General features: G+C 41.1%; 26 protein-coding genes and 2 riboswitches. Of the genes, 5 read left to right on the top strand and 21 right to left on the bottom strand.

Features of this window, described 5'->3' with window-relative positions:
- Positions 1 to 60: 60 nt before the first annotated feature.
- The 8 genes from ptsP to ACUXV2_RS06000 all read right to left on the bottom strand — a co-directional run bounded on the left by ptsP (position 61) and on the right by ACUXV2_RS06000 (position 7,802).
- Positions 61 to 1,782 carry a phosphoenolpyruvate--protein phosphotransferase gene (gene ptsP / locus ACUXV2_RS06035; protein ID WP_446246139.1) on the bottom strand — a complete coding sequence of 574 codons (1,722 nt, stop codon included), beginning with the start codon at positions 1,780 to 1,782 and terminating at the stop codon, positions 61 to 63.
- The gene (locus ACUXV2_RS06030) at positions 1,782 to 2,048 is read right to left on the bottom strand and encodes a phosphocarrier protein HPr (RefSeq protein ID WP_032089054.1); all 267 of its coding nucleotides are present in this window, start codon (positions 2,046 to 2,048) and stop codon (positions 1,782 to 1,784) included. The genes ptsP and ACUXV2_RS06030 overlap by 1 nt, the downstream gene beginning before the upstream one ends.
- Positions 2,049 to 2,516: 468 nt before the next feature.
- Positions 2,517 to 2,777 carry a hypothetical protein gene (locus tag ACUXV2_RS06025; RefSeq protein WP_446246138.1) on the bottom strand — a complete coding sequence of 87 codons (261 nt, stop codon included), beginning with the start codon at positions 2,775 to 2,777 and terminating at the stop codon, positions 2,517 to 2,519.
- 111 nt (positions 2,778 to 2,888) lie between these two features.
- Complete coding sequence (locus ACUXV2_RS06020) at positions 2,889 to 3,671, bottom strand: ABC transporter permease (protein ID WP_446246137.1); 783 nt, start codon at positions 3,669 to 3,671, stop codon at positions 2,889 to 2,891.
- A gap of 14 nt (positions 3,672 to 3,685) precedes the next feature.
- Positions 3,686 to 4,303 (bottom strand): ABC transporter ATP-binding protein, encoded by a 618-nt coding sequence (locus ACUXV2_RS06015; RefSeq protein WP_446246136.1) that lies wholly within the window; start codon positions 4,301 to 4,303, stop codon positions 3,686 to 3,688.
- 120 nt (positions 4,304 to 4,423) lie between these two features.
- Positions 4,424 to 5,701 carry a hypothetical protein gene (locus ACUXV2_RS06010; RefSeq protein ID WP_446246135.1) on the bottom strand — a complete coding sequence of 426 codons (1,278 nt, stop codon included), beginning with the start codon at positions 5,699 to 5,701 and terminating at the stop codon, positions 4,424 to 4,426.
- Positions 5,671 to 6,864 (bottom strand): DUF58 domain-containing protein, encoded by a 1,194-nt coding sequence (locus ACUXV2_RS06005; protein WP_446246134.1) that lies wholly within the window; start codon positions 6,862 to 6,864, stop codon positions 5,671 to 5,673. The genes ACUXV2_RS06010 and ACUXV2_RS06005 overlap by 31 nt, the downstream gene beginning before the upstream one ends.
- Positions 6,865 to 6,869: 5 nt before the next feature.
- Positions 6,870 to 7,802 (bottom strand): AAA family ATPase, encoded by a 933-nt coding sequence (locus tag ACUXV2_RS06000; protein ID WP_446246133.1) that lies wholly within the window; start codon positions 7,800 to 7,802, stop codon positions 6,870 to 6,872.
- Between the two features lie 150 nt (positions 7,803 to 7,952).
- On the opposite strand from ACUXV2_RS06000, the gene ACUXV2_RS05995 reads away from it, so the two are divergent.
- Positions 7,953 to 8,333, top strand: coding sequence for a PilZ domain-containing protein (locus tag ACUXV2_RS05995; protein WP_446246132.1), 381 nt, complete (start codon positions 7,953 to 7,955; stop codon positions 8,331 to 8,333).
- A gap of 304 nt (positions 8,334 to 8,637) precedes the next feature.
- Here the strand turns inward: ACUXV2_RS05995 and ACUXV2_RS05990 are convergent, their stop codons facing one another.
- From ACUXV2_RS05990 to ACUXV2_RS05980, 3 genes are all read right to left on the bottom strand, one after another.
- Positions 8,638 to 9,375: an SDR family NAD(P)-dependent oxidoreductase gene (locus ACUXV2_RS05990; protein WP_446246131.1), complete on the bottom strand. Its 738-nt coding sequence runs from the start codon at positions 9,373 to 9,375 to the stop codon at positions 8,638 to 8,640.
- 168 nt (positions 9,376 to 9,543) lie between these two features.
- Positions 9,544 to 10,131, bottom strand: coding sequence for a cell wall hydrolase (locus ACUXV2_RS05985; RefSeq protein WP_446246130.1), 588 nt, complete (start codon positions 10,129 to 10,131; stop codon positions 9,544 to 9,546).
- Positions 10,132 to 10,272: 141 nt separating this feature from the next.
- Positions 10,273 to 10,467 carry a hypothetical protein gene (locus tag ACUXV2_RS05980; RefSeq protein WP_446246129.1) on the bottom strand — a complete coding sequence of 65 codons (195 nt, stop codon included), beginning with the start codon at positions 10,465 to 10,467 and terminating at the stop codon, positions 10,273 to 10,275.
- 168 nt (positions 10,468 to 10,635) lie between these two features.
- On the opposite strand from ACUXV2_RS05980, the gene ACUXV2_RS05975 reads away from it, so the two are divergent.
- Entirely contained in the window at positions 10,636 to 10,815 is a 180-nt protein-coding gene (locus tag ACUXV2_RS05975) for a YkvS family protein (RefSeq protein ID WP_071618072.1), read from the top strand.
- A gap of 226 nt (positions 10,816 to 11,041) precedes the next feature.
- On the top strand, positions 11,042 to 12,427 hold the full coding sequence (locus tag ACUXV2_RS05970) for a DUF2254 domain-containing protein (protein ID WP_446246128.1): 1,386 nt from the start codon (positions 11,042 to 11,044) through the stop codon (positions 12,425 to 12,427).
- Positions 12,428 to 12,493: 66 nt separating this feature from the next.
- On the opposite strand, the gene ACUXV2_RS05965 is transcribed toward ACUXV2_RS05970, so the two are convergent.
- The 10 genes from ACUXV2_RS05965 to ACUXV2_RS05920 form a co-directional block, all read right to left on the bottom strand.
- Positions 12,494 to 12,610, bottom strand: coding sequence for a DUF6254 family protein (locus tag ACUXV2_RS05965; protein WP_446246127.1), 117 nt, complete (start codon positions 12,608 to 12,610; stop codon positions 12,494 to 12,496).
- An 83-nt stretch (positions 12,611 to 12,693) separates the two neighbouring features.
- On the bottom strand, positions 12,694 to 13,728 hold the full coding sequence (locus ACUXV2_RS05960; protein WP_446246126.1) for a YkvI family membrane protein: 1,035 nt from the start codon (positions 13,726 to 13,728) through the stop codon (positions 12,694 to 12,696).
- A gap of 164 nt (positions 13,729 to 13,892) precedes the next feature.
- Positions 13,893 to 15,587 (bottom strand): M3 family oligoendopeptidase, encoded by a 1,695-nt coding sequence (locus tag ACUXV2_RS05955; protein WP_446246125.1) that lies wholly within the window; start codon positions 15,585 to 15,587, stop codon positions 13,893 to 13,895.
- 127 nt (positions 15,588 to 15,714) lie between these two features.
- Positions 15,715 to 16,164 carry a MarR family winged helix-turn-helix transcriptional regulator gene (locus ACUXV2_RS05950; RefSeq protein ID WP_446246124.1) on the bottom strand — a complete coding sequence of 150 codons (450 nt, stop codon included), beginning with the start codon at positions 16,162 to 16,164 and terminating at the stop codon, positions 15,715 to 15,717.
- 248 nt (positions 16,165 to 16,412) lie between these two features.
- Positions 16,413 to 16,658 carry a Spo0E family sporulation regulatory protein-aspartic acid phosphatase gene (locus tag ACUXV2_RS05945; RefSeq protein WP_446246123.1) on the bottom strand — a complete coding sequence of 82 codons (246 nt, stop codon included), beginning with the start codon at positions 16,656 to 16,658 and terminating at the stop codon, positions 16,413 to 16,415.
- Positions 16,659 to 17,029: 371 nt separating this feature from the next.
- A complete protein-coding gene (locus ACUXV2_RS05940) occupies positions 17,030 to 17,542 on the bottom strand; it encodes a 1,2-dihydroxy-3-keto-5-methylthiopentene dioxygenase (protein ID WP_446246122.1) in 513 nt (170 codons plus the stop codon).
- A gap of 14 nt (positions 17,543 to 17,556) precedes the next feature.
- A complete protein-coding gene (locus tag ACUXV2_RS05935; protein ID WP_446246121.1) occupies positions 17,557 to 18,186 on the bottom strand; it encodes a methylthioribulose 1-phosphate dehydratase in 630 nt (209 codons plus the stop codon).
- Positions 18,183 to 18,845: a 2-hydroxy-3-keto-5-methylthiopentenyl-1-phosphate phosphatase gene (locus ACUXV2_RS05930; protein WP_446246120.1), complete on the bottom strand. Its 663-nt coding sequence runs from the start codon at positions 18,843 to 18,845 to the stop codon at positions 18,183 to 18,185. The genes ACUXV2_RS05935 and ACUXV2_RS05930 overlap by 4 nt, the downstream gene beginning before the upstream one ends.
- The gene (locus ACUXV2_RS05925; protein WP_446246119.1) at positions 18,838 to 20,055 is read right to left on the bottom strand and encodes a 2,3-diketo-5-methylthiopentyl-1-phosphate enolase; all 1,218 of its coding nucleotides are present in this window, start codon (positions 20,053 to 20,055) and stop codon (positions 18,838 to 18,840) included. Before ACUXV2_RS05925 ends, ACUXV2_RS05930 begins: the two co-directional genes overlap by 8 nt.
- 95 nt (positions 20,056 to 20,150) lie before the next feature.
- Positions 20,151 to 20,256: riboswitch (SAM riboswitch) on the bottom strand.
- 58 nt (positions 20,257 to 20,314) lie between these two features.
- A complete protein-coding gene (locus tag ACUXV2_RS05920; protein ID WP_446246118.1) occupies positions 20,315 to 21,499 on the bottom strand; it encodes an aminotransferase class I/II-fold pyridoxal phosphate-dependent enzyme in 1,185 nt (394 codons plus the stop codon).
- Positions 21,500 to 21,619: 120 nt separating this feature from the next.
- Here ACUXV2_RS05920 and ACUXV2_RS05915 point away from each other — a divergent pair, with 120 nt between their 5' ends.
- Together ACUXV2_RS05915 and mtnK are read left to right on the top strand one after the other, a co-directional pair.
- Positions 21,620 to 22,402: a carbon-nitrogen family hydrolase gene (locus ACUXV2_RS05915; RefSeq protein ID WP_446246117.1), complete on the top strand. Its 783-nt coding sequence runs from the start codon at positions 21,620 to 21,622 to the stop codon at positions 22,400 to 22,402.
- A 92-nt stretch (positions 22,403 to 22,494) separates the two neighbouring features.
- A riboswitch (SAM riboswitch) is annotated at positions 22,495 to 22,646 on the top strand.
- Positions 22,647 to 22,754: 108 nt separating this feature from the next.
- Positions 22,755 to 23,942 (top strand): S-methyl-5-thioribose kinase, encoded by a 1,188-nt coding sequence (gene mtnK / locus ACUXV2_RS05910; protein WP_446246116.1) that lies wholly within the window; start codon positions 22,755 to 22,757, stop codon positions 23,940 to 23,942.
- Positions 23,943 to 23,945: the final 3 nt, after the last annotated feature.

Raw genomic sequence — 23,945 nt, 5'->3', positions numbered from 1 at the left:
GTGCCTCAACTTCTTATTCATTATTACATTACCCCCATTCCGGGCCTTTAAAACATCTTTTTACACTTGAGAAACAGCTTTTTCGACAGCCTTGATGACTTCATCATTTGTGTCGAGCCCGAGTACTTCTTCAGCAAGCTTTTTCATATCATTCTGGTTCAAACGATGGATTTGAGAGCGTGCTCTTAAAATGGATGTAGCACTCATTGAGAATTCATCCAATCCTAAACCTAGCAGGATAGGCACGGCAATTTCATCGCCAGCCATCTCACCGCACATACCTGCCCATTTGCCTTCTTTGTGAGCGGCATCGATGACCATTTTCACAAGACGCAGGATAGCAGGATTATATGGCTGATACAAATAAGAAACGCGTTCGTTCATACGATCGGCTGCCATTGTATATTGAATCAAATCATTTGTACCGATTGAGAAGAAATCGACTTCCTTGGCGAATACATCGGCCATGACAGCAGTAGATGGGATTTCAACCATGATCCCCACCTCAATTTTGTCGGCTACTTCTGTACCGTTCTCTTGAAGCGATTTTTTCTCTTCTTCAAGGATCGCCTTTGCTTCCCTGAATTCTTGAAGATTTGAGATCATAGGGAACATGATCTTCAGATTGCCAAAAGGACTTGCCTTCAACAATGCTCTTAACTGGGTGCGGAATATTTCCTGCTCGTCAAGGCACAGTCGAATCGCACGATATCCAAGGAATGGATTCATTTCCTTAGGAAGATTTAAGTATGGAAGTTCTTTGTCGCCTCCGATATCAAGCGTACGGACGACTACAGGTTTACCCTTCATACCTTCCAATACTGCCTTATAGGCTTCGAACTGTTCTTCCTCAGTAGGAAGTTCGTCACGACCCATGTAAAGGAATTCTGTACGATATAGACCTACGCCTTCACCGCCATTATTCTTTACACCTTCTAAATCTTTTGGCGTACCGATATTTGCTGCCAGTTCTACGTGATGGCCATCTTTCGATACAGTCGGTTCGTTAACAAGCTTCGCCCACTCGGCTTTTTGCTCCTCGTAGCGTGCGTGCTCCTTCTTGTACTCTTCAATGACCTCAGGTGTAGGGTTGATATGTACTTCCCCATTTAACCCATCAACGATGATCATGTCACCATTTTCAACGGAGGAAGTAATAGACTTCGTTCCCACCACTGCAGGAATTTCCATTGAACGTGCCATGATAGCAGAGTGAGATGTTCTGCCACCGATGTCGGTTGTGAATCCTTTTACAAACTGACGGTTTAATTGTGCAGTGTCAGATGGAGTCAGATCCTCTGCAATGACAATCACCTCTTCAGTCACCATACTCGGGTTTGCAATTTGTACCCCAAGTAAATGTGAAAGGACGCGTTTCGTTACGTCTCTGATATCCGCTGCACGCTCTTTCATATACTCATTGTCCATTGATTCGAACATGGAAACGAACATGTCAGCAGTTTCTTTCAAAGCAAATTCAGCGTTTACATTTTCAGTCTTTACTTTATCTTCAATAGGTGTCAATAATTCTGGATCGCTTAATACTAAAAGATGTGCTTCAAAGATTTGGGCTTTATCTTCACCTAAATCTTCCCTTGCCTTATCCCGGATCGCTTCAAGCTCTGATTTAGAAGTTGATATCGCAGCCTGAAAACGAGCTGCTTCTTCGTCTGCATTTTCAACAGACTTCTTTTCGACGGTTAAATCAGGTTCTACCAGACGATAAGCTTTAGCAATGGCAATCCCGTTAGATGCCGCAATGCCCTTCAAGATGCTTGACATTACTCAGCTAGACCTTCTTTGTTTAACGTTTCTTCAAGGCTCTTCAGTGCTTCTTCTTCGTCGCTTCCTTCAGTAATGATCGTGATTTGTGCATCTTTACCAACACCTAATGACATAACACCCATGATTGATTTTAAGTTTACTTTCTTTTCTTTGTATTCAAGATGTACATCGCTGTCGAATTTGCTTGCCGTTTGTACCAATAGAGTTGCCGGACGAGCATGAATTCCTGTTTCAGCTGTAACTGTAAATGTTTTTTGTGCCATTATGAATCGACTCCTTATTCAACTTTGTTTTTGGTTGCTTCATAAAAGTAATGGATTATGAAGAAAACGTCAACTATTTCTAGCAATTAATCCATTCTTCCTATAAGCCTGCTCAATAAAAAAGAATAGCATGCAATGAAGATATACACAATTGTAAAGCTTTATTTTTTTAGTATTTCATATATTTGCCACTATTATGTTTTTCATTCTAAAGTTTATTTCTTAGCTTTCCTCGCTCTTCAGGGTGAGCCTACAGCAACTTTCCGACTGGAAATCTGCATGAATGAATAGTTGCAAATTAAATGAGGGGAAGTCCATTTACTGTTTAAATGGACTTCCCCTCAACAATTGTAGTAACCAGCGATCATTATTAATCAAATCTTCAGTACACGTCGCAGATGTTCCCAGAGCGGGGCGGCGGCTTTGTTGCTTGGTTCAACTGCCTGACGCATCTACAATCCATAAAGATCACTCTTTTGTCATCTCTGCGTTCTTTATTAATGCGTTATACCCGATTTTAGCTTTGGTGACCGTACCACGCAATGTCATTTCATGATCCTCTGAAATATTGGTATACACATTCACCAAATCACAAATGCAGCGTGCAAATAATTCTGCTACCTGCTTCAAATTTTTTTGATCATAATCGGGGCGATCTTTCATCAATTCTTCTATTACATCTATTGCCAGGCTTTTCACACGCAAGGCTTGCTCTGTTTCATATTTCATCACATACTCTCCTCCCCATTATTCTATTTCTATCATATGCAGTCAAATGGGGAATAGAACGAAAAGGACCTTGATTCTAGCAAATCGCATTCTATTAACAAGGACATTAATTTATATATTCAATTGAGCATGTTTAGTGAATAGAAACTTATATCCTACATAAATGAATAGGATAACCGTCAACGCGACACTTCCAATGATCCCCAGAAGGATGGCAATTTGATATTCGATGGCAACAAGCGGACTTACCCCTGATAGAATTTGTCCTGTCATCATACCAGGCAGAAAAATAATACCCATCCCTATCATATTGTTCAGTGTCGGGAGAATGGCAGAATCAAAAGCATTATCAACATACTTTTTGGATGCAGCTTTAGGGGTTGCTCCAAGCATCAGCGCTCCTTCCACCACTTCCCTTTGATCTTTTAAGCCACCAAGCAGTGTATTGAGGCCAAGGGTTATACCCGTCATCGAATTTCCGACTATCATACCGGCAATCGGAATGAAATAGCGAGGTTCGTACCAAGGAGTAAAATGAATGACAACGATATTGAAGTAGAACAGAGATGCAAGAGTTCCAATCACCATCGCTAAAGCAACGGTGCCTTTCAGCTGTTTACTTAACTCATGCTTAACCTGCTTAAACACGTTCCTTATCGCGAATGTTTCCATAACCAGGATGATCAACAGAGTAAGCCAGGGGCTTGGGTTCTCAAAGATATAGGTCAAGATATACCCGGCAATGACCAATTGAATCGTCATCCTGAACGACGCAATGATGATCTGCTTTTCTCTTGAAATCCCCCTGATTTTTACAATGAATAACAAAATCAGGATGAAGGCATAGGCAGCAATGAATCTCCACAGTTCGATATCAATGATTCCTTTTTCCATCTGTCAATCCCCCCTTATGATTTCGATATCCTTATGATTTCTTCCCCGTATTCTTCAGCGACATTCATTGAATGAGTGACCATGATGACGGTACCATCATGATCCTCAGAAGCTTGCATGAACCCGTTCATCACAGCTGACTCTGTTTCTTCATCTAATGCGGAGGTCGGTTCATCAAGCAGATACACTTCCGGTTTCATCAACAGGACCCTGCCAAGCGACAAACGCTGCCTTTCCCCGCCTGATAATTCCAAAGCATCAGCATTCAGATGCTTATCCAATTTCACTACGTTCAATATCCGTTCCAGTTCTTCCCGGCTTGCCTTGGGTTGATCAGAGAAGACAAGGCCTTTTTGTAGATTTTCTTCAACTGTATCTCCAAACAGAATAGGGGTCTGGGAGATCATCACCACTTTCCTTCGCAGGGCTACAGGGTCCATTTCATCTATGGATTCTCCTTTATAATGAATAGCCCCTTCATCAGGTATGTATATCATATTTAACATTTTCAGAAGAGTCGATTTCCCTGCACCGCTCTCCCCGATGATGCACGTCGTCTTGTCCTCCGGAATTTGCATCTCTTTTATTCTCAAAATATCCTTATAGGCCACATCTCTTAGCTCGAATGGCATTTTTTGCACCTCCCATAGATCGTCTTCCACTTTTATCTTACCCTACGTTGAAAAAAAATAAAAAAAGCTGATGCATGCAAGAAATTCACATTCCTGCATGTATCAGCTTCTTTGACCAATTTACTCTTTATCGTGCTGTCCTTTCAAAACGCTAATATGATTATCTACCTTTTGAGTAAAGGCAGCAACATCTTGTTTTTCAGGTATACGGGTTCCGTATCTTACACTTTCATATAAGATGAAAAAGGAATCTTCTTCGTGAATGCCGATCCTTGTAAACCAAGTCCTGATATTTTCACTATCTTCTCTCCCTTTATTGAAAGATGCTGCCTCTCTTTCCAACTCTCTAATGGCTTGGCGGATTGCATTTTCCGCATCAGTGTAAAGGATTCCGGCAGTTTTGTTATCCATTTTCTGAGTGCCCGTATTAATGAATTTTGTCATGATTGTTGCCGGTGCCTCTTCCCGTATTTCCCCATATGAAACCTTCCTCTTCATTACAAGGTATATGATAATGGCCGCAATGAATATCCCTATCAATAATTCATTTAGCCAAGGCACGGACATCCCATCATAGAATGCCTCTTGCTGTGAGGTATCGACTTTCTCATTCAGCTTCATCCCAAAACCTCCCAGGGTTTCACTGGACATTCTGCTTAGTATCCAATCCCTGACCTTGACAAGTAAGGCAAAAATCGGATCGACGAGAAAAGAAAATAACCAGAAAAGCTTGTTCAGGACCCAATAGACCCCGAGTCGTACAAATGAACTGAAATAAGTAAAGATTCCGCCTCCAGCCAGGACAATCAACATTATGCCGAAGGGTTTTATCAGGTTCTTACTGTTTCTGCCCTTGTGACCGATCTGTCCTTGCAGCATCCTTTGGACACTGGTTAATGTGGCTGAGAGGGAAAATAATAATACAATCACGCTTAAAACCACATACTTATTCTCCAGATCTCTTACATTTCCAATGATCAATGAAAAAGCAGACATACATAAAAAGAGTAAAATGACTCCGCTTTCCATCTCAATATGTTCGTCTTCACTTTCAAAATACGAACTGAATTTCCAATGAAGAAATAATAATATGGCCGCAATGATCCACCATGATAGGTTGAGGACTATATATCCGGCAGCAAACATGACGAAAAGGCACCCGTACAGCATAATAGGGTATGTATCCTCCTTTTTTATCCATACTGCCAGAAGTGAAAATAATGTAAGAAAAACAATCAACATGTACGGAACATAGCCCGAAATGATCTGTTTGTTATCCACCAGGAAAGTCGTCGAAAGTATGGCAAACAACACGTCAATTCCAAGGAATAAACTCATTTTCAACAGTAGCAGCTGCTGTCGTTTTGTCAGGAAGACATTTTCGATTTTCGTTTCCATATTGAGACGACTCCTTGTTTATCTTCTATATGCATTAAATATATGTTTTTTTGACTTGATCCCAGCTTACTCAGTCTATCCTTGTCAACCTCTGTCAGCACACCTGCCGCTATCAAAACAGAGGGTACAAGCTGCCGAATCGACAGGTGCTGCATGACGATGTGAAATGGAATGGTAGAGTCATCTGTGGATAAAGTCGACAGTACCTCAAGTGCTTTTTGCTGATGTTTCCTCCCTGTTCCAGCTGGCAAATAATAAAATGGGGTGATACCGAGACTTCTAATATTCAACACCAGCGAAAATGAGATATTTTGACTTACGGCCAGATGCATCAAGTACGCTGTATGTTTGATGATCGCTTCCAAATCCCTCGTAATGGAATACTTTTCTGAAAGATTCACCATGATCATCCATTCTTTCTTCACTGCCGGAGCAAAGACTTTCGTCTGTAATACTTGAGTTCTTGCGCTGGCTTTCCAATGAATATCCTGAAATCTGTCCCCTGGGACATACTCCCTCGTCCCCACCGGTTGAAAGACATCGAAAAAAAGAGAATTGAGTGCAGGTACTTCCCCAATGTGATGTGAATCAGGGCTCTTATCAAGCATGACAGGCGCTGGATTCGGGAAAACCATTATTGTCGACTTAACCGGTTCCATGAAGTCTAACAGTACTTTTCCGCTACCAAACAGGTGGGGGATGACGACCTGGACTTTTGTTAAACGGCATAGTCCCCTTCTTTTCCCTACAATCGGCAAAGAGATTTTTCCGCTTTCTCCTTTACCCATTGAAAATGGAACTGACACTTCGATATTCCCGCCATGATACGATTCAAATGGATGGTCAGATGGTTCCACAATATCCTTGAAAGTAAGTTTCAACACTGCTCCCCAAACCGGAATTCCTCCATTCGTAAAATGGACCTCCCAATTCCCTTTCTCTTCACAGTGTATCCTGACACGTTTCGGAGGCTGGTCCAGCCTTAAATCCTTTCCGATATTTTCAAGATACCATTTGTGAGCCCTGAAATAGAGCAAACAGAGCAAAAATAACCCTGCCCCTGTATAAAACTGAAAGAACAAACTGGTTCCTGTCAGAATGATCAAAAGAATTTCACTTAATGAGTTATATGGCCCCTCGATCACTTCACGTTTCCAAGTCACATCCGTTACCTCGTTTCAACAGGAAGATTGATCGTATCAATCAGATTTGTGATGACTTCATCCTCGGACTTGGTCAATGAGGCTTCTACAGTTAATTGGATTCTGTGTTGAAGGACATAAGGTGCTACTTGCAGAACATCTTCAGGACGTACAAAATCCCTTCCCTCGATGAATGCTTGTCCTTGTGAGGCTTTAAGCAGCGCCAAGCTCGCCCGTGGACTTGCCCCTACTTCTATCCATTCGTGTTCTCTAGTCCCCCTTGTCAATTGCAGGATGTAAGACTCTATATCACCTGTGACATGGACCTCCTTTACCGATTTGGATAGGAACTGAACGTCAGATAAACTCACGACTGGTTCTACTTCATCTAAAGGCTGTTCCGATCTAAAGCGACTGAGGATCATTCTTTCTTCCTCAAATTCAGGGTATGTAAAAGGGACCTTTAATAAAAAGCGATCGAGCTGCGCAGCCGGGAGAGGAAAGGTCCCTTGCTGTGATTCAATCGGATTTTGAGTGGCAACTACGATGAAAGGCGGGCTTAATGGTACTGTTTCGCCATCAATCGTAATTTGTTTTTCTTCCATCACTTCCAGTAAACTGGCCTGTGTCCTTGGTGTGGCACGGTTGATCTCGTCTGCCAGTAAAACATTTGTAACGACTGGACCGGTGCGAAGTTCAAATTCCTGTGTTTTAGGATTAAAAAACTGGACTCCGGTCACATCGCTTGGCAGGACATCCGGTGTGAATTGTATACGTTTAAACCTTCCCTCGATACAACGGGAGAATGTTTTCGCCAGTAATGTTTTGCCCGTCCCTGGAACACTTTCAAGCAAAACGTGACCTCCCTGAAGTAATGCAATCAAAAGTAAATCTATTTCTTTGTCTTTACCAACCAAAACTTTATTCATTTCTTTTTTTATATCTGTTAAACTCGTCATTCTCATCCCCCTCTTTCTAGCCTCTAATTATAATAAAATAGTAAAAATTTAGCAAATTTTCACATAATTTATTTTTATTTCCATAGGTTCTTGTAAGACAATTTCTATATAAAGTATGATATGAATATACTAAAAAAACAGGTGATGGGTATGCAGTACAAACGTCATGAATCTTTTCGCTATACTTTTAACGAACCCATAAATGCTACATACAGGCTGATAATAGAAAAAAACGGGGAGTTGGTTGAAACCAAACAGTCGGATGCGCTGCTGATCGACTTAAGCCCTAATGGAGCAAGAATGAAAACAGCACTTGATTTGCCGATTGAACATCACACCTATTTACTGGACCTTCATTTCACATTGAATCAATCTGTGATCACCATGCTCGGAAAGCCGGTTTGGAAACGAAAAGACATCGGTCAATATATGTATGGGATAGAAGCATTAGAGGATGAAAAAACAAAGCAAGTCATCATCAAAGAACTGAAACAGTATGTGAGTGAACACAAAGATGACAAACGCCAATAAGCCAGATCGTAAAACGATCTGGCTTATCTTATTAATACTCTGTGTTATTTTTTCTATTGCGTGTAGCAAGACTTAGCTGTTCTTTCGTTTGCCGTCATATCTTACGTCAAAGGCATCAAGACCTGGTTACAAATATTTACAAAATTTTAGCACAAATCGTATGTTGCTTTCATATTCCCTCTGTACACTTTACTAAAAGGACAGAGGGTGAATACGATGGTAGCATGTTTAGTGTTTATACTAGTAGTCGGAACTGGCAGTATCGCAATATTAAAAAAGGGGTAGCGGAAGAAGTGTTGTAAAATCAATGCTCGTATATCATTTTCCTCGTCATGCCGCCGTCAATAACAAGGTTTTCCCCGGTAATGAAATCGTTATGCGGATGAGCTAAAAACTGGCAGGCTCTTGCTATATCTTCCGGCTTGCCAACACGCTTGGACGGATGCTGACTGTGATCCACTTCCCGCAAGGCTGAGTAATCACCTGTTTCGATCCACCCCGGGCTGATGGAGTTGACACGGATTCCGTATTCCCCCAATGTAATCGCCAGTGAATGCGTCAAGCTTGCGATACCGCCTTTGGACGCTGAATAGGCCTCCGTATCAGCCTCGGACATCAGTGCCCTTGTAGAGGCCATATTGATTATCGATCCCCCCTTTTCCTTCATGAGTCCCGCCGCTTCTCTTGAACAATAAAATACACTGCTGAGGTTGGCAGAAATGATTGTATTCCACTCCTCCGGGGTCATATCCCAGAAGGATATGAATTTCGAGATTCCCGCATTATTTATAAGGACATCCAGTGAATCGTGCTTTTTTCGGATTGCTTGAAAACCATTCTTGATTTCTTCATAGGAAGCGACATCTATTTCATAAAATGCAGCGTCATATCCACCTTCCTTAAGATCGTTCTCCAGCTTTTCCCCGCCCTCACGATCTTTATCAAAAAAATGGACACTATCACCTTGTACTGCAAAACGTTCAACTAACGATTTCCCGATTCCATTTGCTCCCCCTGTAATACATACAATACGTTTGGCCAAAAAGCATCTCTCCTTCCAAGTTAGTAATAGACTACCCGTTTACGGCAGATTCAAAAACAGGTACAGGAAACAGCAGTTCACAAAAGCAAAAAAAGGATTAACCTTCCATACAATAGATGGACAGGTTAATCCTTTATAATCAAACCTTATTGAAATAGCTTCTGTCTATTATTTTGCAAACACGTGGTTCCCGATTGTCAATGTCGTATCGGTTGATGTAATCCATGAACTGCTTGACGTATCAGGGTTATAGAAGAACAGTGAACCCTGACCTTGACCTCTGAACGCCAACGCTTCATCAACAGCTTTTCTGGATTCATCAGATGGTGTATTATCGATTTCTCCATTTTGAACAGGAGAAAATGCATAATGCCCGTTTGCAACTTCATAAATTACATCTTTAATAGAATCAGGAAACTCATTTGAGTCGACTCTATTCAGCACAACAGTCGCGACAGCTACCTTGCCGGCATACGACTCACCTTTCGCCTCCGCTTCGACCAGCTTTGCAAGCAGATCTTTTTCTGCGTCAGACACCTCGGCTTCAGGCAGGCTTATCGCTTGTCCGGGATGAATCTCATGTGATTTCAAACCGTTCACTTCCATCAATTGAAGAACAGGAACAGAATGTTCTTTACCGATTTCCCACAGCGACTCACCCTTTTTTACTGTATGGGTCCCTTCTGCAGACACAGCTGAAGTAGTAAATGCAAGCATGCCAAGAGCTGCCAGTCCTGAAAGTAATTGTTTTCTCATCTTGAATTCCCCCTTAACGATGTTCACCCTATACAATAACAAGGCTGGTTAAGGATTTCATCCGGTAATGGTTACCTGCACTAACCATACTTACCTTTTCATCAAATGATTACAATAAGCCGTCTTTCCCTGGGCTGCATGTCAGCTTCTAGGAGTATCAATGTATTGATAGCGTATATGACCCCCATGCCCGGCAATCCCCCTGAAATGTTTGAAGTCTGGCTGTTTGACCAGGACTGCCCTGAATGATAGAAAATCATCTTTCTCAATTCGAACCTCTTCTACCTCTTTATTCCTTAATGCATCCATCATCTGGAAAACTTCACTTTCCTCCATGCTGGTAACCTCCTCAAAAATCGTCTACTACTATTTTATTTGAGTATAAAAAAACTACAAGTATTAGTTTTTTTATTAAATTGTTAGAAAACTCTTTACCTTTTCGTTTGTTTAAGTCAAAATATTAGTAATCGTTTGTAGAATTTTGCCAAAAAGGAGAGACCTCGAATGAAAAAAGCAGAAATCGGAAACGTGATCGAATTTAAAGAAGGACTAAAAGGGGTTGTGGAAAAAGTAAATGAGAATTCTGTAATTGTCGACCTTACGTACATGAAAAATTACAGAGAACTTGAACTTGAAGAAAAGACCGTCGTCAATCACAAAAACTATAAAATTATTGAGCAATAATCATTTCTACATACTTGATAACATAACGGCCGGTATATTCCCTCAGCATAGCGGGTGGGTCTGTCTCATCCATCAGTACTGAATGAATAAGTCCGGCCGCTCGTACATCTATAATTGAAGGTTCTCAGACTGAGCTGCTCATACCATTAGAAATAGGATGAATAGTTTCTTTTCTTTCGTTCAGGATATTCTTATAGCATATTATTTTAAAGGTGGCTCATGAAAGATGCATTTGAATGTCCATATCCTCAAAAAAGCTCAAAAAAGCTTTTGGTTTGTACCCCTTATTTTTTCACTTATTTCACTGGCACTCGCTCTCGCTACCTTTTCTTTCGATTGGTGGCTTAGTCAGCACAACTATCCTCTTCTGCCTAAAGTTTTATTTGCCAATTTCGACTTGAGCACGATGATCATCAGTACAATCGCCTCATCCATCATGACCATGACGACGATTACATTCTCCACGATCATGGTTGTCCTCACAACATTTTTATCACAGTATTCACCAAGGACACTTCAAAATTTCATCAATGACCGGCCCACTCAACGCGTTCTTGCCATATTCGTTTCAGGTGTGGTGTACTGTATCACCCTTCTCATTTTATTGAAAGATGAGTCGGGACAGGAACTGTTCATTTCTGCCGCATTCGCTGCTCTGGTCGCGATCATCTGCCTGTTCGTATTCGTATATTTTGTTCACCATGTTTCCAACTGGGTGAAAGTCAGCAAACTGATTCATAACATAACAATCAAAACCAATAACAAAATCGAGAACAGCCCACTTTACAGAAAAAAGGACAAAGTCGAATCTCAACGTGGAATTAATCCCCTATCATTTAAGGATACAAAACCATGTTACGTATACAGTCAAGAATCAGGCTATCTCCAGCACATAGAAATCGAAGGTCTTCTGCGAAGAGCGATAAGCGATGACTGCATTGTAAGGATGATTAAAACACCTGGGGAATATCTATTGGAAGGAACAGCGGCTATGACGGTTTGGTCCATTCATGATGATATCAAGCCAGAAGTATACTTGAACTACATTATTCTGGGCCCTGACAAGGAACCGATCGAAGATATCGATCTCGGAATACGTAAATTGGTCGAAATAGCGCTGAGAGCCATATCCCCGGCCATAAATGATCCAAATACCGCAAAGAATTGCATTGAAGAGATTGGTATTATCTTATCTAAATTAGCGAGGCACAAGCTTCCCGGTTCCTATATTACTGACAAAGAGGATACCATCCGCATCATATTGGAACAGCCCACTTTTGTGGATTATTTGTACAAAAGCTTTTATCAGCTAAGACATTATGGAAAACAGGATATATCGGTTACCACTGAAATACTCAGATCTCTCCGGATGATTGCTGAAAATAATAATGAAGACGTTAAGGAGATAATCTGGACGTTTAAAAATTACATCCTGGAAGGAATAGATTATGAAAGCTACCAAAACCTTGATATGCAGTATTTGATGCAGCACCTTGAAGAGCTGGCCTCAAGCTGTGATATGTCTGATTGGGACCGTGATGAAGTCAGAAATTCCTTTTTCCCCCAAAAATATCAGACGGAAGATGCATTGGGCCTTGAAAAAAAAGAATAGAATACCCACCTTAACAAGTAATGTTCACAAACTAAAGAGGGATGGCTGCATGCCATCCCTCTTTACTTACTTCTCTTTATTTTCCTGTGATAATTCTTTGAATGAAGGTACCTTTCCATGAGGCTTTTGATCCTCTTTACGTACCTGCCATTGTCTTTCTTTCTCATGCTTCGATTTTGTCATCATAGAGCCTCCTTTAAAAGCTACATTAATATGATGAGCTAAAAACGAAGAAATAATCATAGAATTGTGAATGTGGCCAGGGTTCATTTTGAATCGTGCTTCATCCATAGGAGCACTAAGAACAATAAACTCAAATATCCAAACAACGGATACAAATAGGATAACAACTCACTATATTCAAAAAAGCTCAGGGAGTAGATGATAGTGAAGATCCCTGTGAATGTTGCGATGGAAGAACCTTTCCAATAGCCCGCAAGCTGTTTTTCCAAACCAAATACACCACCGATGACAGATGTGAATATTTCACCATAAATGATCAAAATGTACAGATAATAAAAACCTGCCACAAAATGTTTCATCACGACAGCCATCGGAATTTCATACAAGGTCACATCAGGGATCATCACGAGGGTCATATGACTCGAAATGAGGATAAGTGTCAAAAAGCCCCCCCCTATGTAACCGCCATATTTTATTACCTTCCGATCCTTAATTTCACTTGCTACCGGTACAAGGACAGCTTGGGCCATCGCTAAATTGAAGGCTACATACGAAAACGGGGCCACAACCGATTTCCAGCCATCGTCCACAGGGGGGATAGTCAGGAAAGCCTCTAAAAATCGGGCATCCGTTACTGAATACATCATTAAGAATACGTTGAAGAGAATCATAATCGGTACTACAAATGTGTTGACTGCAAACAGACCTTTCATGCCGACCATCATCGTAATGAATCCGAGCAAAATCGTCAGCAGGACACCGAGCTGTTTTGGCATCATTAATTGTTCTTCGAATACAGCCCCTGCCCCGGATAACATAACGGCAGAAACCCCGATCAACATGACCATCATCATGATATTCATGAACTTTGAAAACCACTTTCCAAATAAGTATTCGTTGAATTGTTCAAATGATTTCGCCTTTAAATCATGTGATTTGAGCATAATCCTCGTTCCCATTGTGATAAACAAATATCCACTAAATAAGATGGCAATAAAGCCAACAAACCCAAACCGGGTGAAAAATTCAACAATCTCCCTGCCTGTAGCGAATCCTGCACCAATAACCGTTCCGACATATACGGCAGCGATTTGAAATGCCCCTGATAATCTTTTCATCCACTCACCTCATACCTCTTCTACTTCACTCTATGTACAAGCAGAAGAATTCAGAAGCAAATGATTATAAATCACCTTTTCCAACCGAACATGGACATCCTATGTTTGTAATCCCTAACATGATCCCCACTTAAAAAGCAGCCGGAATCCGGCTGCTTTTCCATTTATAATTTCTTATCTTCAATCTGATCTAACCACATTGCAATGGGCTCAATGACCCTTTCGACTGTACCTTCTTTAAAAGGTGATTCCAGCTTAGCTGATGCTGCAAGACCCGTAAAAGAAAGGCTCCCGCCCAACTTACAGAGATCTACATAATCTGCCCATGCTTCTTCACGATTTTCGTTCATTTTCACCCAGAATTGGAATGAACAAATTTGGGCAAGGGTGTAGTCGATATAATAGAATGGTGAGTTATAGATATGTGATTGCCGCTGCCAGAATCCCCCTGCTTCAAGGTACGCAATACCATCATAATCCCTTCCAGGTAAATATTCCTCTTCAATTTTTCTCCACGCTGCGTTTCTTTCGGCTGGGGATGCATCAGGATTCTCATATACAAAATGCTGAAATTCATCGACTGCGACTCCATACGGAAGGAACTGAAGAGCATCACTTAGATGCGAAAACTTATACTTATCCGTATCTTCCTTAAAGAAGAGCTCCATCCATGGCCATGTAAAGAACTCCATACTCATGGAATGGATCTCACACGCTTCATATGTCGGCCACTGGTACTCAGGAATATCAAATCCCCTGCTGCTATAAACTTGAAATGCATGACCGGCCTCGTGTGTCAGAACATCTATATCACCTGACGTCCCGTTGAAATTCGAAAAGATAAACGGAGATTCATAATTTGCGATATACGTGCAGTACCCTCCGCCCGCTTTCCCTTTTTTTGCTTCCAAGTCCATCAAATTGCGATCTATCATGAATTGAAAGAATTCCTTTGTTTCCTCTGACAATTCTTCATACATTCTCCTGCCATTATTAATGATGAACTGGGGATCTCCTTTTGGTGCAGCGTTCCCCGAAGTGAATTTAAACCCTTCATCATAAAATTTCATGGAACTTATGCCGATTCGTTCAGATTGTCTCTTTTTCAATTTTCTAACCAGCGGCACAACATGATTTTTGACCCCTTGGCGGAACACTTTCACCATTTCCGGGGTATAATCTGTTCTGGTCATTCGATAATATCCTAGTTCCACGAAATTTTCATACCCTAATGTAACGGCAATCTTATGCCGCACCTTGACGAGATCATCAAAGATACTGTCTAATTCCTTCTGATTCTCTTCAAAAAAGCCCACGGAAGCAAGTGAAGCATCCTTACGCGTTTCCCTGCTTACAGACTGAGTGAAAGGCCCCATTTGGGCAAGTGTTCGTTCTTCACCTTGGAAAGGTATTTTTGCTGAAGCCATTAACTTTGTGTATTGAGAGGAAAGTTTATTTTCTTCCTGAAGCAGTTTTACCACTTCTGGGGAGAAGGTTTTGATTTCACTCTCCGCGAGCGAGAACAACTGCTTACCCCAGCGCCGCTCCAGCTCCGCCCGGAAAGATGAATTCAGGAGTTCTTTATAATATTCAGTGACGAGTCCCTGAAAATCAGGCATGATTTCATCGAAATAATCCTGTTCCCCTTTATAGAAATCATCATTTGTGTCGATCGAATGACGGATATAGCAGATGTTCTGCATTGTATCAAAATGAAGGCGTATTTTATTCAATTCGTTCATAGCAGTAACCTGATCATCTGCTGTGGCTGCTTGCTTAAAATCTATCAATGCCTGTTTGAACTCATTCTGGATCTCTTTCAGATTTGGCCGTTCATATGTAAATTGTTCAAACTTCATATGTATTCCCCCTTTTTCAAAGTCATATATTGTATTCGACCCCTTCTTCTGTTTCTCCTGTAAGTTTGATTACTTTCCTTTTGTACGAAGAGAAAAAAGAGCCTTGCAAGGAAGGCTCTTACATGTATCAATATGATAAGTTCTTGATGGACAGTCCCAGTTTCTTCAAGAGCTCTATCACGTCTTTCTTTTCTTCAGGGGAGAGGGACGACATCAATTCGTGAATCCTCTCTTCATGGTTCGGAAAGATCTTGTCAATCAGGCTTCTGCCCTCCTCCGAAATCTGCGCATAGGTCACACGCCGGTCTTTAGGGCAGGCAACACGCTTAAGGTAGCCTTTTTGCTCCAGCTTATCCACTACGTATGTGATACTTCCGGAAGCCAAGAGAATTTTACCGCCTATTTGCTGAAGCGGCTGGTCCCCTTTATGATAGAGCAGCTCTAATACAGCAAATTCAGTTGGGTTCAAACCGTTTTCCTGAATATTCTTATTAATCTCTTCGTTCAATGCTTTAAAGGCTCGGGAAAGAACAATAAACAGCTTCAATGATTGTTTTGTATCCTGGTTTTCATTCATGATTTTCATTCCTTTAAACTAATATCTCAGTTTCAAAATATTATACTAGCCTTTAGAGTTAAAGTCAATGTCCCAAACATAAGACCAGAAAAACCTCCATTATCAGTCAATAGACTATACGGAGGTTTTCGATTGGAATATTATTCGATTGTAATTTATATAACGACAAATTGATGAATTCATTTTAAGTGGTTATTCTGTGAGGCTGCTTTCATTATAAAGGTATTTAGAGGATATCAATTCAATGATTAAGAAGCTGTCTTTTTCAGTAAATTTTTTATTACCTGACTCAATTCGTAGGGTACTTCTTGAATATTAATCGTATAAATGCTTTTATCACATTCCTGATATTGATTCAATAATCGATCCAATTGCTGACTGCAATCAATAGTTTCTTTTGCCCCCAGCCCCAGTCTATCTCCCAGGGAGATCATTTCAGCACGCTTTTGATTGATTTTCACCAGTAACCATTTCTTTTTAAGATATTGACCCATTCAAACTAACTCCTTTTTATTTTGTGTCTATCAGGCTGCAAATCCAACTGGGATTCAACAGATGAACCGTGCATAAGTCCACAGTGTTGTAGTCCCGGCAGGATCCTTTTGCCTCTGTTTCTATTCATGTAAATCTACTAATAAAAACGTTACTCAGTTAGTATCGCAACTATTAACAGAAAAGTAAATAGATTCGCAAAACAAGACAAAATAACTAGTTAAGTCTGTTTTTTTGACAAAAATCGTCAATATTTATTTTGGTTTCACAAATGTATGCGAAGGAGGAGGGGCTTCCCTTTGATACTATGATAGCTCAAGAAACGAATACAAAAAAAGAGAAAAAGACACCACGTCTTTTTCTCCTTTCTCTCTTAATATATTGGTACCCAGCCTTCTTGTGTAACGAATATACGAACAGCGACCACTTGTTTATCCTCACTCAATGTAAAGTAGTGTCGAATATTTTCAGGTACTGAAATTAAATCTCCCGGGTCCAGATGGACTTCAAAAAAGTTTCCATCTTTTCCTTGAATGATAAAAACTCCATGCCCGCTTACAATAAAACGGACTTCATCGTCTGTGTGATGATGCTCCTGTTGAAAATTCTTCAGCAGTTCTTCCAAATTAGGTGTGTTAGATGATAGAGAAATGACATCCCAGGCTTGGTAACCCCTTCTCTCAGAAATGTCTTCTATTTCTTCTCTGAAAGCTTCTATGATGCTTTCCTTATCTTGATCTGATAATACATACTTCCCCTGTAATTCTGCATCTAATTTTGATAGATTCCAATTCTCATATATAACCCCTTGTTCACCTAGAAAAGTACTAACCTCTTCTTGATTGTCCACTATTTCACTTGATCCTTGAACTTTAATCGTCGCCATTGTTTATCTTCCTCCTATAGTTGTTGAGTGGTCTTCTTTAATGATAGTAGTGACAATTGATATTGAAATAGAAACTCGCAAGCTTCCAGAAGCTTTTTAGCCTCAAAAGCGTTTCTCCCCCATACCGTGATGCCATGATTGCGGATCAAAACAGCTCCTTTATCATCAAGGACATGGCGGGAAAATTCTTCGGATAAAGAAGGAATATGGGCATAATTAGGAATGATGGGGATGGTCAGCGTATCATCTTGTTCCCACTTATCAAAAGCCTTAATCAATTCCTGATTCTTGAACGTAACTTCACCTCTGTCCCCATAAAGCTCACTCACAACATTATTCGGGACCGTATGGACATGAAGACTGCATCCTGCCTGGCTTTTTCGAAATATACTGCTATGCAGGAGCGTTTCAGCTGAAGGTCGTAATGTGGTTTCTTCAAGCGCCTCTCCATACTGATCCACAATCAGAAAATCTTCATCCGTTTGCCTCCTCTTATCCTTTCCGCTTGCTGTAACGAGAAAACTGGTTGGGGAAGAGCTGACCCTGATGGCGAGATTTCCACTTGTCCCCATGAACCAGTCCCGGTCTGCAAGCTCTTTCTTAACTTCTGCAAGTTCTTCCCATTCAGCACTATAGTCCTTCACGCCGGAACCTCCTTTTTCAGAAAAGCTATACAATCATGGAACGTTTCAAATTTCTCATACGGAATGGAATATTCCTCACATTTCTCGGCAAGATAATCTCTTGCAAAAACAGTATGGGCATATTTGGACATTTCAATATCTGTAACTGAATCGCCAATCACAATAATGTCATGTTTTTCAGTGATCTCGATGCTTCGAATGATGGACGGTTTACAACACCCGCATTCCCCGTTGTCACATTCAGCATCGCAAGGGAACGGCCAGTGTACTTTGATTGTCTGATCTTCAAACGTTGTTTGGTTACAAAATATGCCGTCAAAAGGACCATACTGCTTTAAAAGTGGATAGACGAAAAAGTCCATTCCTCCGCTTATGATATACAATGGAATGTCATTCTCTTTTGTATATGAAACAAATTCTTTAAATCCTTTTCTGATAACAGATGTCTCTTGTAAATAACTAAGAAGTTCCTCCTTTTTTGAAGAAGGAATCAGATCAAACAATTTTGTGACTCCCTCCCTGATTGACAGTTCACGTGAAAGTATTTGATTTTTAATACTTTCCCATTCCGGAGGAGCGAACTGCTTCATCAAGGAAATAATATTGTCAGTTTCAGTGATTGTCCCGTCAAAGTCACAAAAAATAATGGGCTTACCCACTCACTTTAACCTCCTGTCCCCATAACTGCAGAGCTTGATCAAGTTCAGCATGATTAATAGCTGCATCTGCCAGGGAAGTGCCTTTCAAGACAGCATCGATTGCTTGCAGGAAGGCTTTCCCGCCTCCAACCGCACCGCCGGGATGTCCATGCACTCCCCCACCAGCATTGATGACGCAATTATGCCCAAAGTCGGTCATCAACTGGGGAACCAACCCGGGATGGATACCTGCTGAAGGAACAGGAAATGTTTCCTTAAATTGATCTGATTTTATCAATTCATCCCTGATGGCCAACACTTGTTCTTTTTCTAATGCCACACTCCCATATGGAGATGGGAATAAAGAGAAATCCGCTCCTGTCATTCTTAAAAACTTACCAAGCCACAACGAATAACTTACTCCATATTGTGGAGAAGCAGCTGCAGCCCCCGAGAAAGAAGGATGAGCCATTATTGGGAGTCCGATTTCATGATCTTCCCTTAACTCTTGCAATACATCGAGTCCATAAGTAAATACATTGAATAATAGAGCATCCGCCCCGAGCTCTCTTGCCCTTCTCGCTTTTTCTTTTAAGTCAGTGGTCCTTCCAGACAAGTTGACTGCATACAGAGTTCGTTTTCCTGTTTCTTCATGAACCTCACGAAGTACTTTTTCACCCAATTTGATTCTGTCGACAAATGGTGTCAGTTCGTTATCAAAAAGAATTTCATCGTCCTTGACCAAATCCACTCCGCCCAGTGCCTGAGCTCTAAGCTGGGACTGTAAGTAATGTATGTCCCTGCCGATCACCCCTTTGAAAATGCTCATGACAAGAGGCCTATCTAAAACATTCACTTTTCCCCTGATTCCTTCAATCCCAAATCTGGGACCCGGATACCCTTTCTTTAAATCCCTTGAAAATTGAATATCCTTGAGTTTAACCTGACCATCAAGTGATAGTTTGCCAAAGACGGTTGTAAGGATCGCCGGTATATCATTGGAATAGTTCCCTGAAGGATAGGCGATTTGAATTTCCGCCGTACCTCCCTCTCTTCCTTCTTTTTCTTTCACCTCGACTACCCGGCCTTTGTACTTTCTTAATTGTTCTTTCTCCAGCAATGGAAGATCGGTCCATGAACCGACAGTGAGTCCAAGAGCGATTCCTTCCGCTTTTTTTTCAAAGGATCCGTTTTTTCCTGATAAGACATATGTAGCAATTACTTCTCCCACTCCAGTTGCCTCCCATCTTCATTGTTTTTTCGAAATCACTGATTGGCGTAAAATAAAAAAACCCCTTCGATAAGAAGAGGTTTGTCTATTACTCTGTCTTATCTCTCAGCAAATAAACTGCTGCAAGAATTAGCACCGTGCTTGGATAAGTCGGTTGCCGGGCTTCATAGGGCTGGTCCCTCCGCCTGCTCTTGATAAGAAAAATCATATGCTATTGTATTTTATTTCAGTTGGATTATGGCATCATTTTTCATTTCTGTCAATCTTTTTTATCAAACAATTTCAAATTTTCAATCCTTCCCACAGCTTCTTCAAGGCGTTCTACACTGGTCAATAATCCTACTCGGACATATCCTTCACCATGCTCCCCAAACCCTACACCTGGCGCTACAGCCACTTTAGCCTCTTCGAGGAGATAATCAGAAAACTCCACAGAAGAAAATCCTTCAGGAACCTTAAGCCAAGCAAAAAAGGAGCCAGCAGGCGCTTTTACGTCCCATCCGATTTTCTGTAAACCGTCTATCAATGTTTTTCTTCTTGATTCATAGGTATCAACCAATTCTTCAACGCATTTCTGAGGCCCGAGCAAAGCAGCCTCTGCGGCTTCCTGGACAGCCCCGAAAAGGCTGACATACAGATGATCCTGAAGAATGTTGAGGGCGTCGATCACACTTTTGTTCCCGACTGCGAAGCCCACTCTCCAACCTGCCATATTATAGGTTTTTGAAAGCGTATAAATTTCAATCCCTGTATCCTTTGCACCTTCTGCTTCTAAAAAGCTGACGGGCTTTTTCCCTTCGAAGCCGATTGCACCATATGCAAAGTCATGCACGACGCAAATGTCATGTTGTTTTGCAAATGATACTGTTTCATCGAAAAATGAACGGGAAGCAACCGCTCCTGTAGGATTATTGGGATAGTTCAAAAACATGAGTTTCGCTTTTTCAATGTCCTCCATTGGAATCGTGTCATACTCCGGAAGGAAATGATTCTCTTCTTTCAACGGCATCGTTACCATTCTCGCTTCTGCAAGAGATACCCCCGACAAGTAATCAGGATATCCCGGATCCGGGACCAATACCGTATCCCCGGGGTTCAACAGACACTGGGGCAGTTCGACCAGTCCTGCTTTCCCTCCAAACAGCACAGCCACTTCTTCTTCCGGATCAATATTCACACCATATTCCCTTTTATAAAAAACAGATATGGCTTCCCTGAAGGACTCCAATCCTCTGAAAGGGGAATATTTGTGATTACTTGGTGATTTCACTGCTTGCATCATCGTATTTACGATATGTGGAGGTGTTGGCTGATCGGGATTCCCCTGCCCTAAATTTATTACATCGTGACCTTCTTTCAGTACTTTCTGGACGTTTGCTGTCAATGATGCAAAAAATTGCTGCGGCAGCGAGTTTATGCGCTCTGCTTTTTTAAAGGTTGTCATCTCTTCACCTTCTACACTTTTTTGAAAATTATTTACTTTCAAATTCTAGTCACAAATGATATAACGTAAAGTAAAGATTGTAAAGTATATTTTTCATAGACTTATAAATGAGGTGTTAATTTGATAACGAATATCGGGCTCGCACAAATGGATATAACATTTGGCAATCCTTCTGAAAATAAGAAACGGGTTCAGCAATGGGTAAAGAAAGCGATGGAAGCAGGCTGTGATACCGTCGTATTTCCTGAATTGTGGACGACAGGTTATGATTTAACGAGAATCGGGGAAATCGCCGATGAAGAAGCACAAGATATTTCTGACTTTCTTTCAGAACTGGCCGCGCGCCACTCCATACATATTGTCGGCGGATCAATTGCAAAGAAAACAAAAGAAGGGATTTCCAATACTCTTCTCGTTTTTGATAACAAAGGGAATATGATAAAACAGTATGATAAACTCCATTTATTCAAACTGATGGATGAACATCATTACCTGCTTCCCGGTAAAGAAGATGGCTCATTCACACTGATGGACACTGAGATGGCCGGTATGATCTGCTATGATATCCGCTTCCCGGAATGGTTTAGAAAACATGCCATCGGAGGGGCTAAAGTTGTGTTCGTGGTTGCACAATGGCCAGCAGAAAGGATTACTCATTGGAAGACCCTTTTATTGGCAAGAGCCATTGAAAATCAATGTTTCGTCATTGCTTGTAATCGTGCAGGCAGTGATCCAAATAATGAATTTGGCGGAAATTCATTGATTATCAGTCCCTGGGGGGAAATCATTGCGGAAGGAACCCGCGAAGAAGAGTTAATCGTCTCTGATATCGATTTGAATGAAGTGGAAGAAGTAAGAAAGAAGATACCGATTTTTCAAGACCGGCGTCCTGAATTCTATTAATTTTAAATTTTCCCAAAAATCCATTGACTCTATGTTTCAAAAAATGGTACTATTCAAATCAAACAGCGTGAAGCCATTTAAACTAAATATCACTCTTATCAAGAGCTGGCTGAGGGATTTGGCCCTGTGAAGCCCAGCAACCGACCGTAATACCGTTGTGAAACGGGGCGCAATATGCGCCGGATTATTCCATAAGGCACGGTGCTAATTCCAACAGAAAGAACACCTTTCTGAGAGATAAGAGGCGAATAAGATCCGATCTTTAAGCCTCTTTCCATCAATGAAAGAGGCTTTTCTTATTACCCATATGAAAAGCCTCCAAAATCAATTTATCGATTTAGGGGGAACCATTATGTCAATCAGTCCTGTCACAGGTTATCAATCGTTAAATGAACAAACCGCACTGGATTTAGCAATCAGTCTGAACTTCTTTGAAAAAGGAGCGGAATTGACCTGCCGTGAAATCGGGGATGGAAACTTAAACCTGGTGTTTCAAATAAGTGAAAAAGGCAGAAAAGGAATCATCATGAAGCAGGCTTTGCCTTATGCAAAAGTGGTTGGCGAAAGCTGGCCATTGACGGTGGACCGCGCCAGAATTGAAGCAAATGCGTTGAAACTGCAGCAAACACATGCCCAAGATCATGTCCCCCAGGTATACTACAGTGATGACAAACTTGCTGTCACTGTTATGGAAGATCTAAGTTCCCTGACGATTGTACGTTCAGGACTGATGAGTGGAGTCACCTACCCACTTTTGTCTGAGCATATCGGGACCTTTCTGGCAAACACCCTTTATCATACATCTGACTATGCCCTGCATCCTTTTAAGAAAAAAGAATATGTCAAAACCTTTTCCAACCCTGAACTATGTAAGATTACAGAGGATCTTGTTTTGACCGATCCCTTCTTCAATAGTGAAACGAATGATTATGAGGAAGAACTGCTCCCTCTTCTCAAGGAACTGTGGAATGATTTCAGTCTGAAACTTGAAGTGGCGAAATTGAAGAAAAGTTTTATTACAGAGAGTGAGGCCCTGTTGCATGGTGATCTTCACACTGGAAGTATTTTTGCAGATGAAAATCATACGAAGGTGATTGATCCTGAATTTGCTTTTTATGGACCGATCGGCTTCGATGTCGGTCAATTCATTGCAAACCTGATCTTCCAGGTAATTGCGAGGGAGGACAGTAAAGGAAAAGATGAAATCCTCCAGCACATCACCATTACATGGAACGTTTTCTCAGAAACTTTTTCGAGACATTGGCAGGAAAGCGGAGATGCATACACCAAGGTGAATGGATACTTGGATTATGTATTGAATAAAGCCTTTCAAGACAGTGCAGGATTCAGCGGGTGTGAACTCATCAGGAGAACCGTGGGCCTTGCACATGTTGCAGATCTTGATTCCATTCCAGATAAAGATAAGAGATTACTGGCTAAAAGTACCTGTCTTTCTTTAGGAAGAGAATTGATTCTGAAAAGGCATACGTTCTCAACAATTGAAGAACTTACAGAATTCATACGAAATCATACAACATAAGGA

The sequence above is a fragment of the Rossellomorea sp. NS-SX7 genome, from assembly GCF_052828565.1.
Note: the sequence above shows the minus strand (reverse complement) of the source record. Positions and strands in the feature narration are given on the sequence as shown.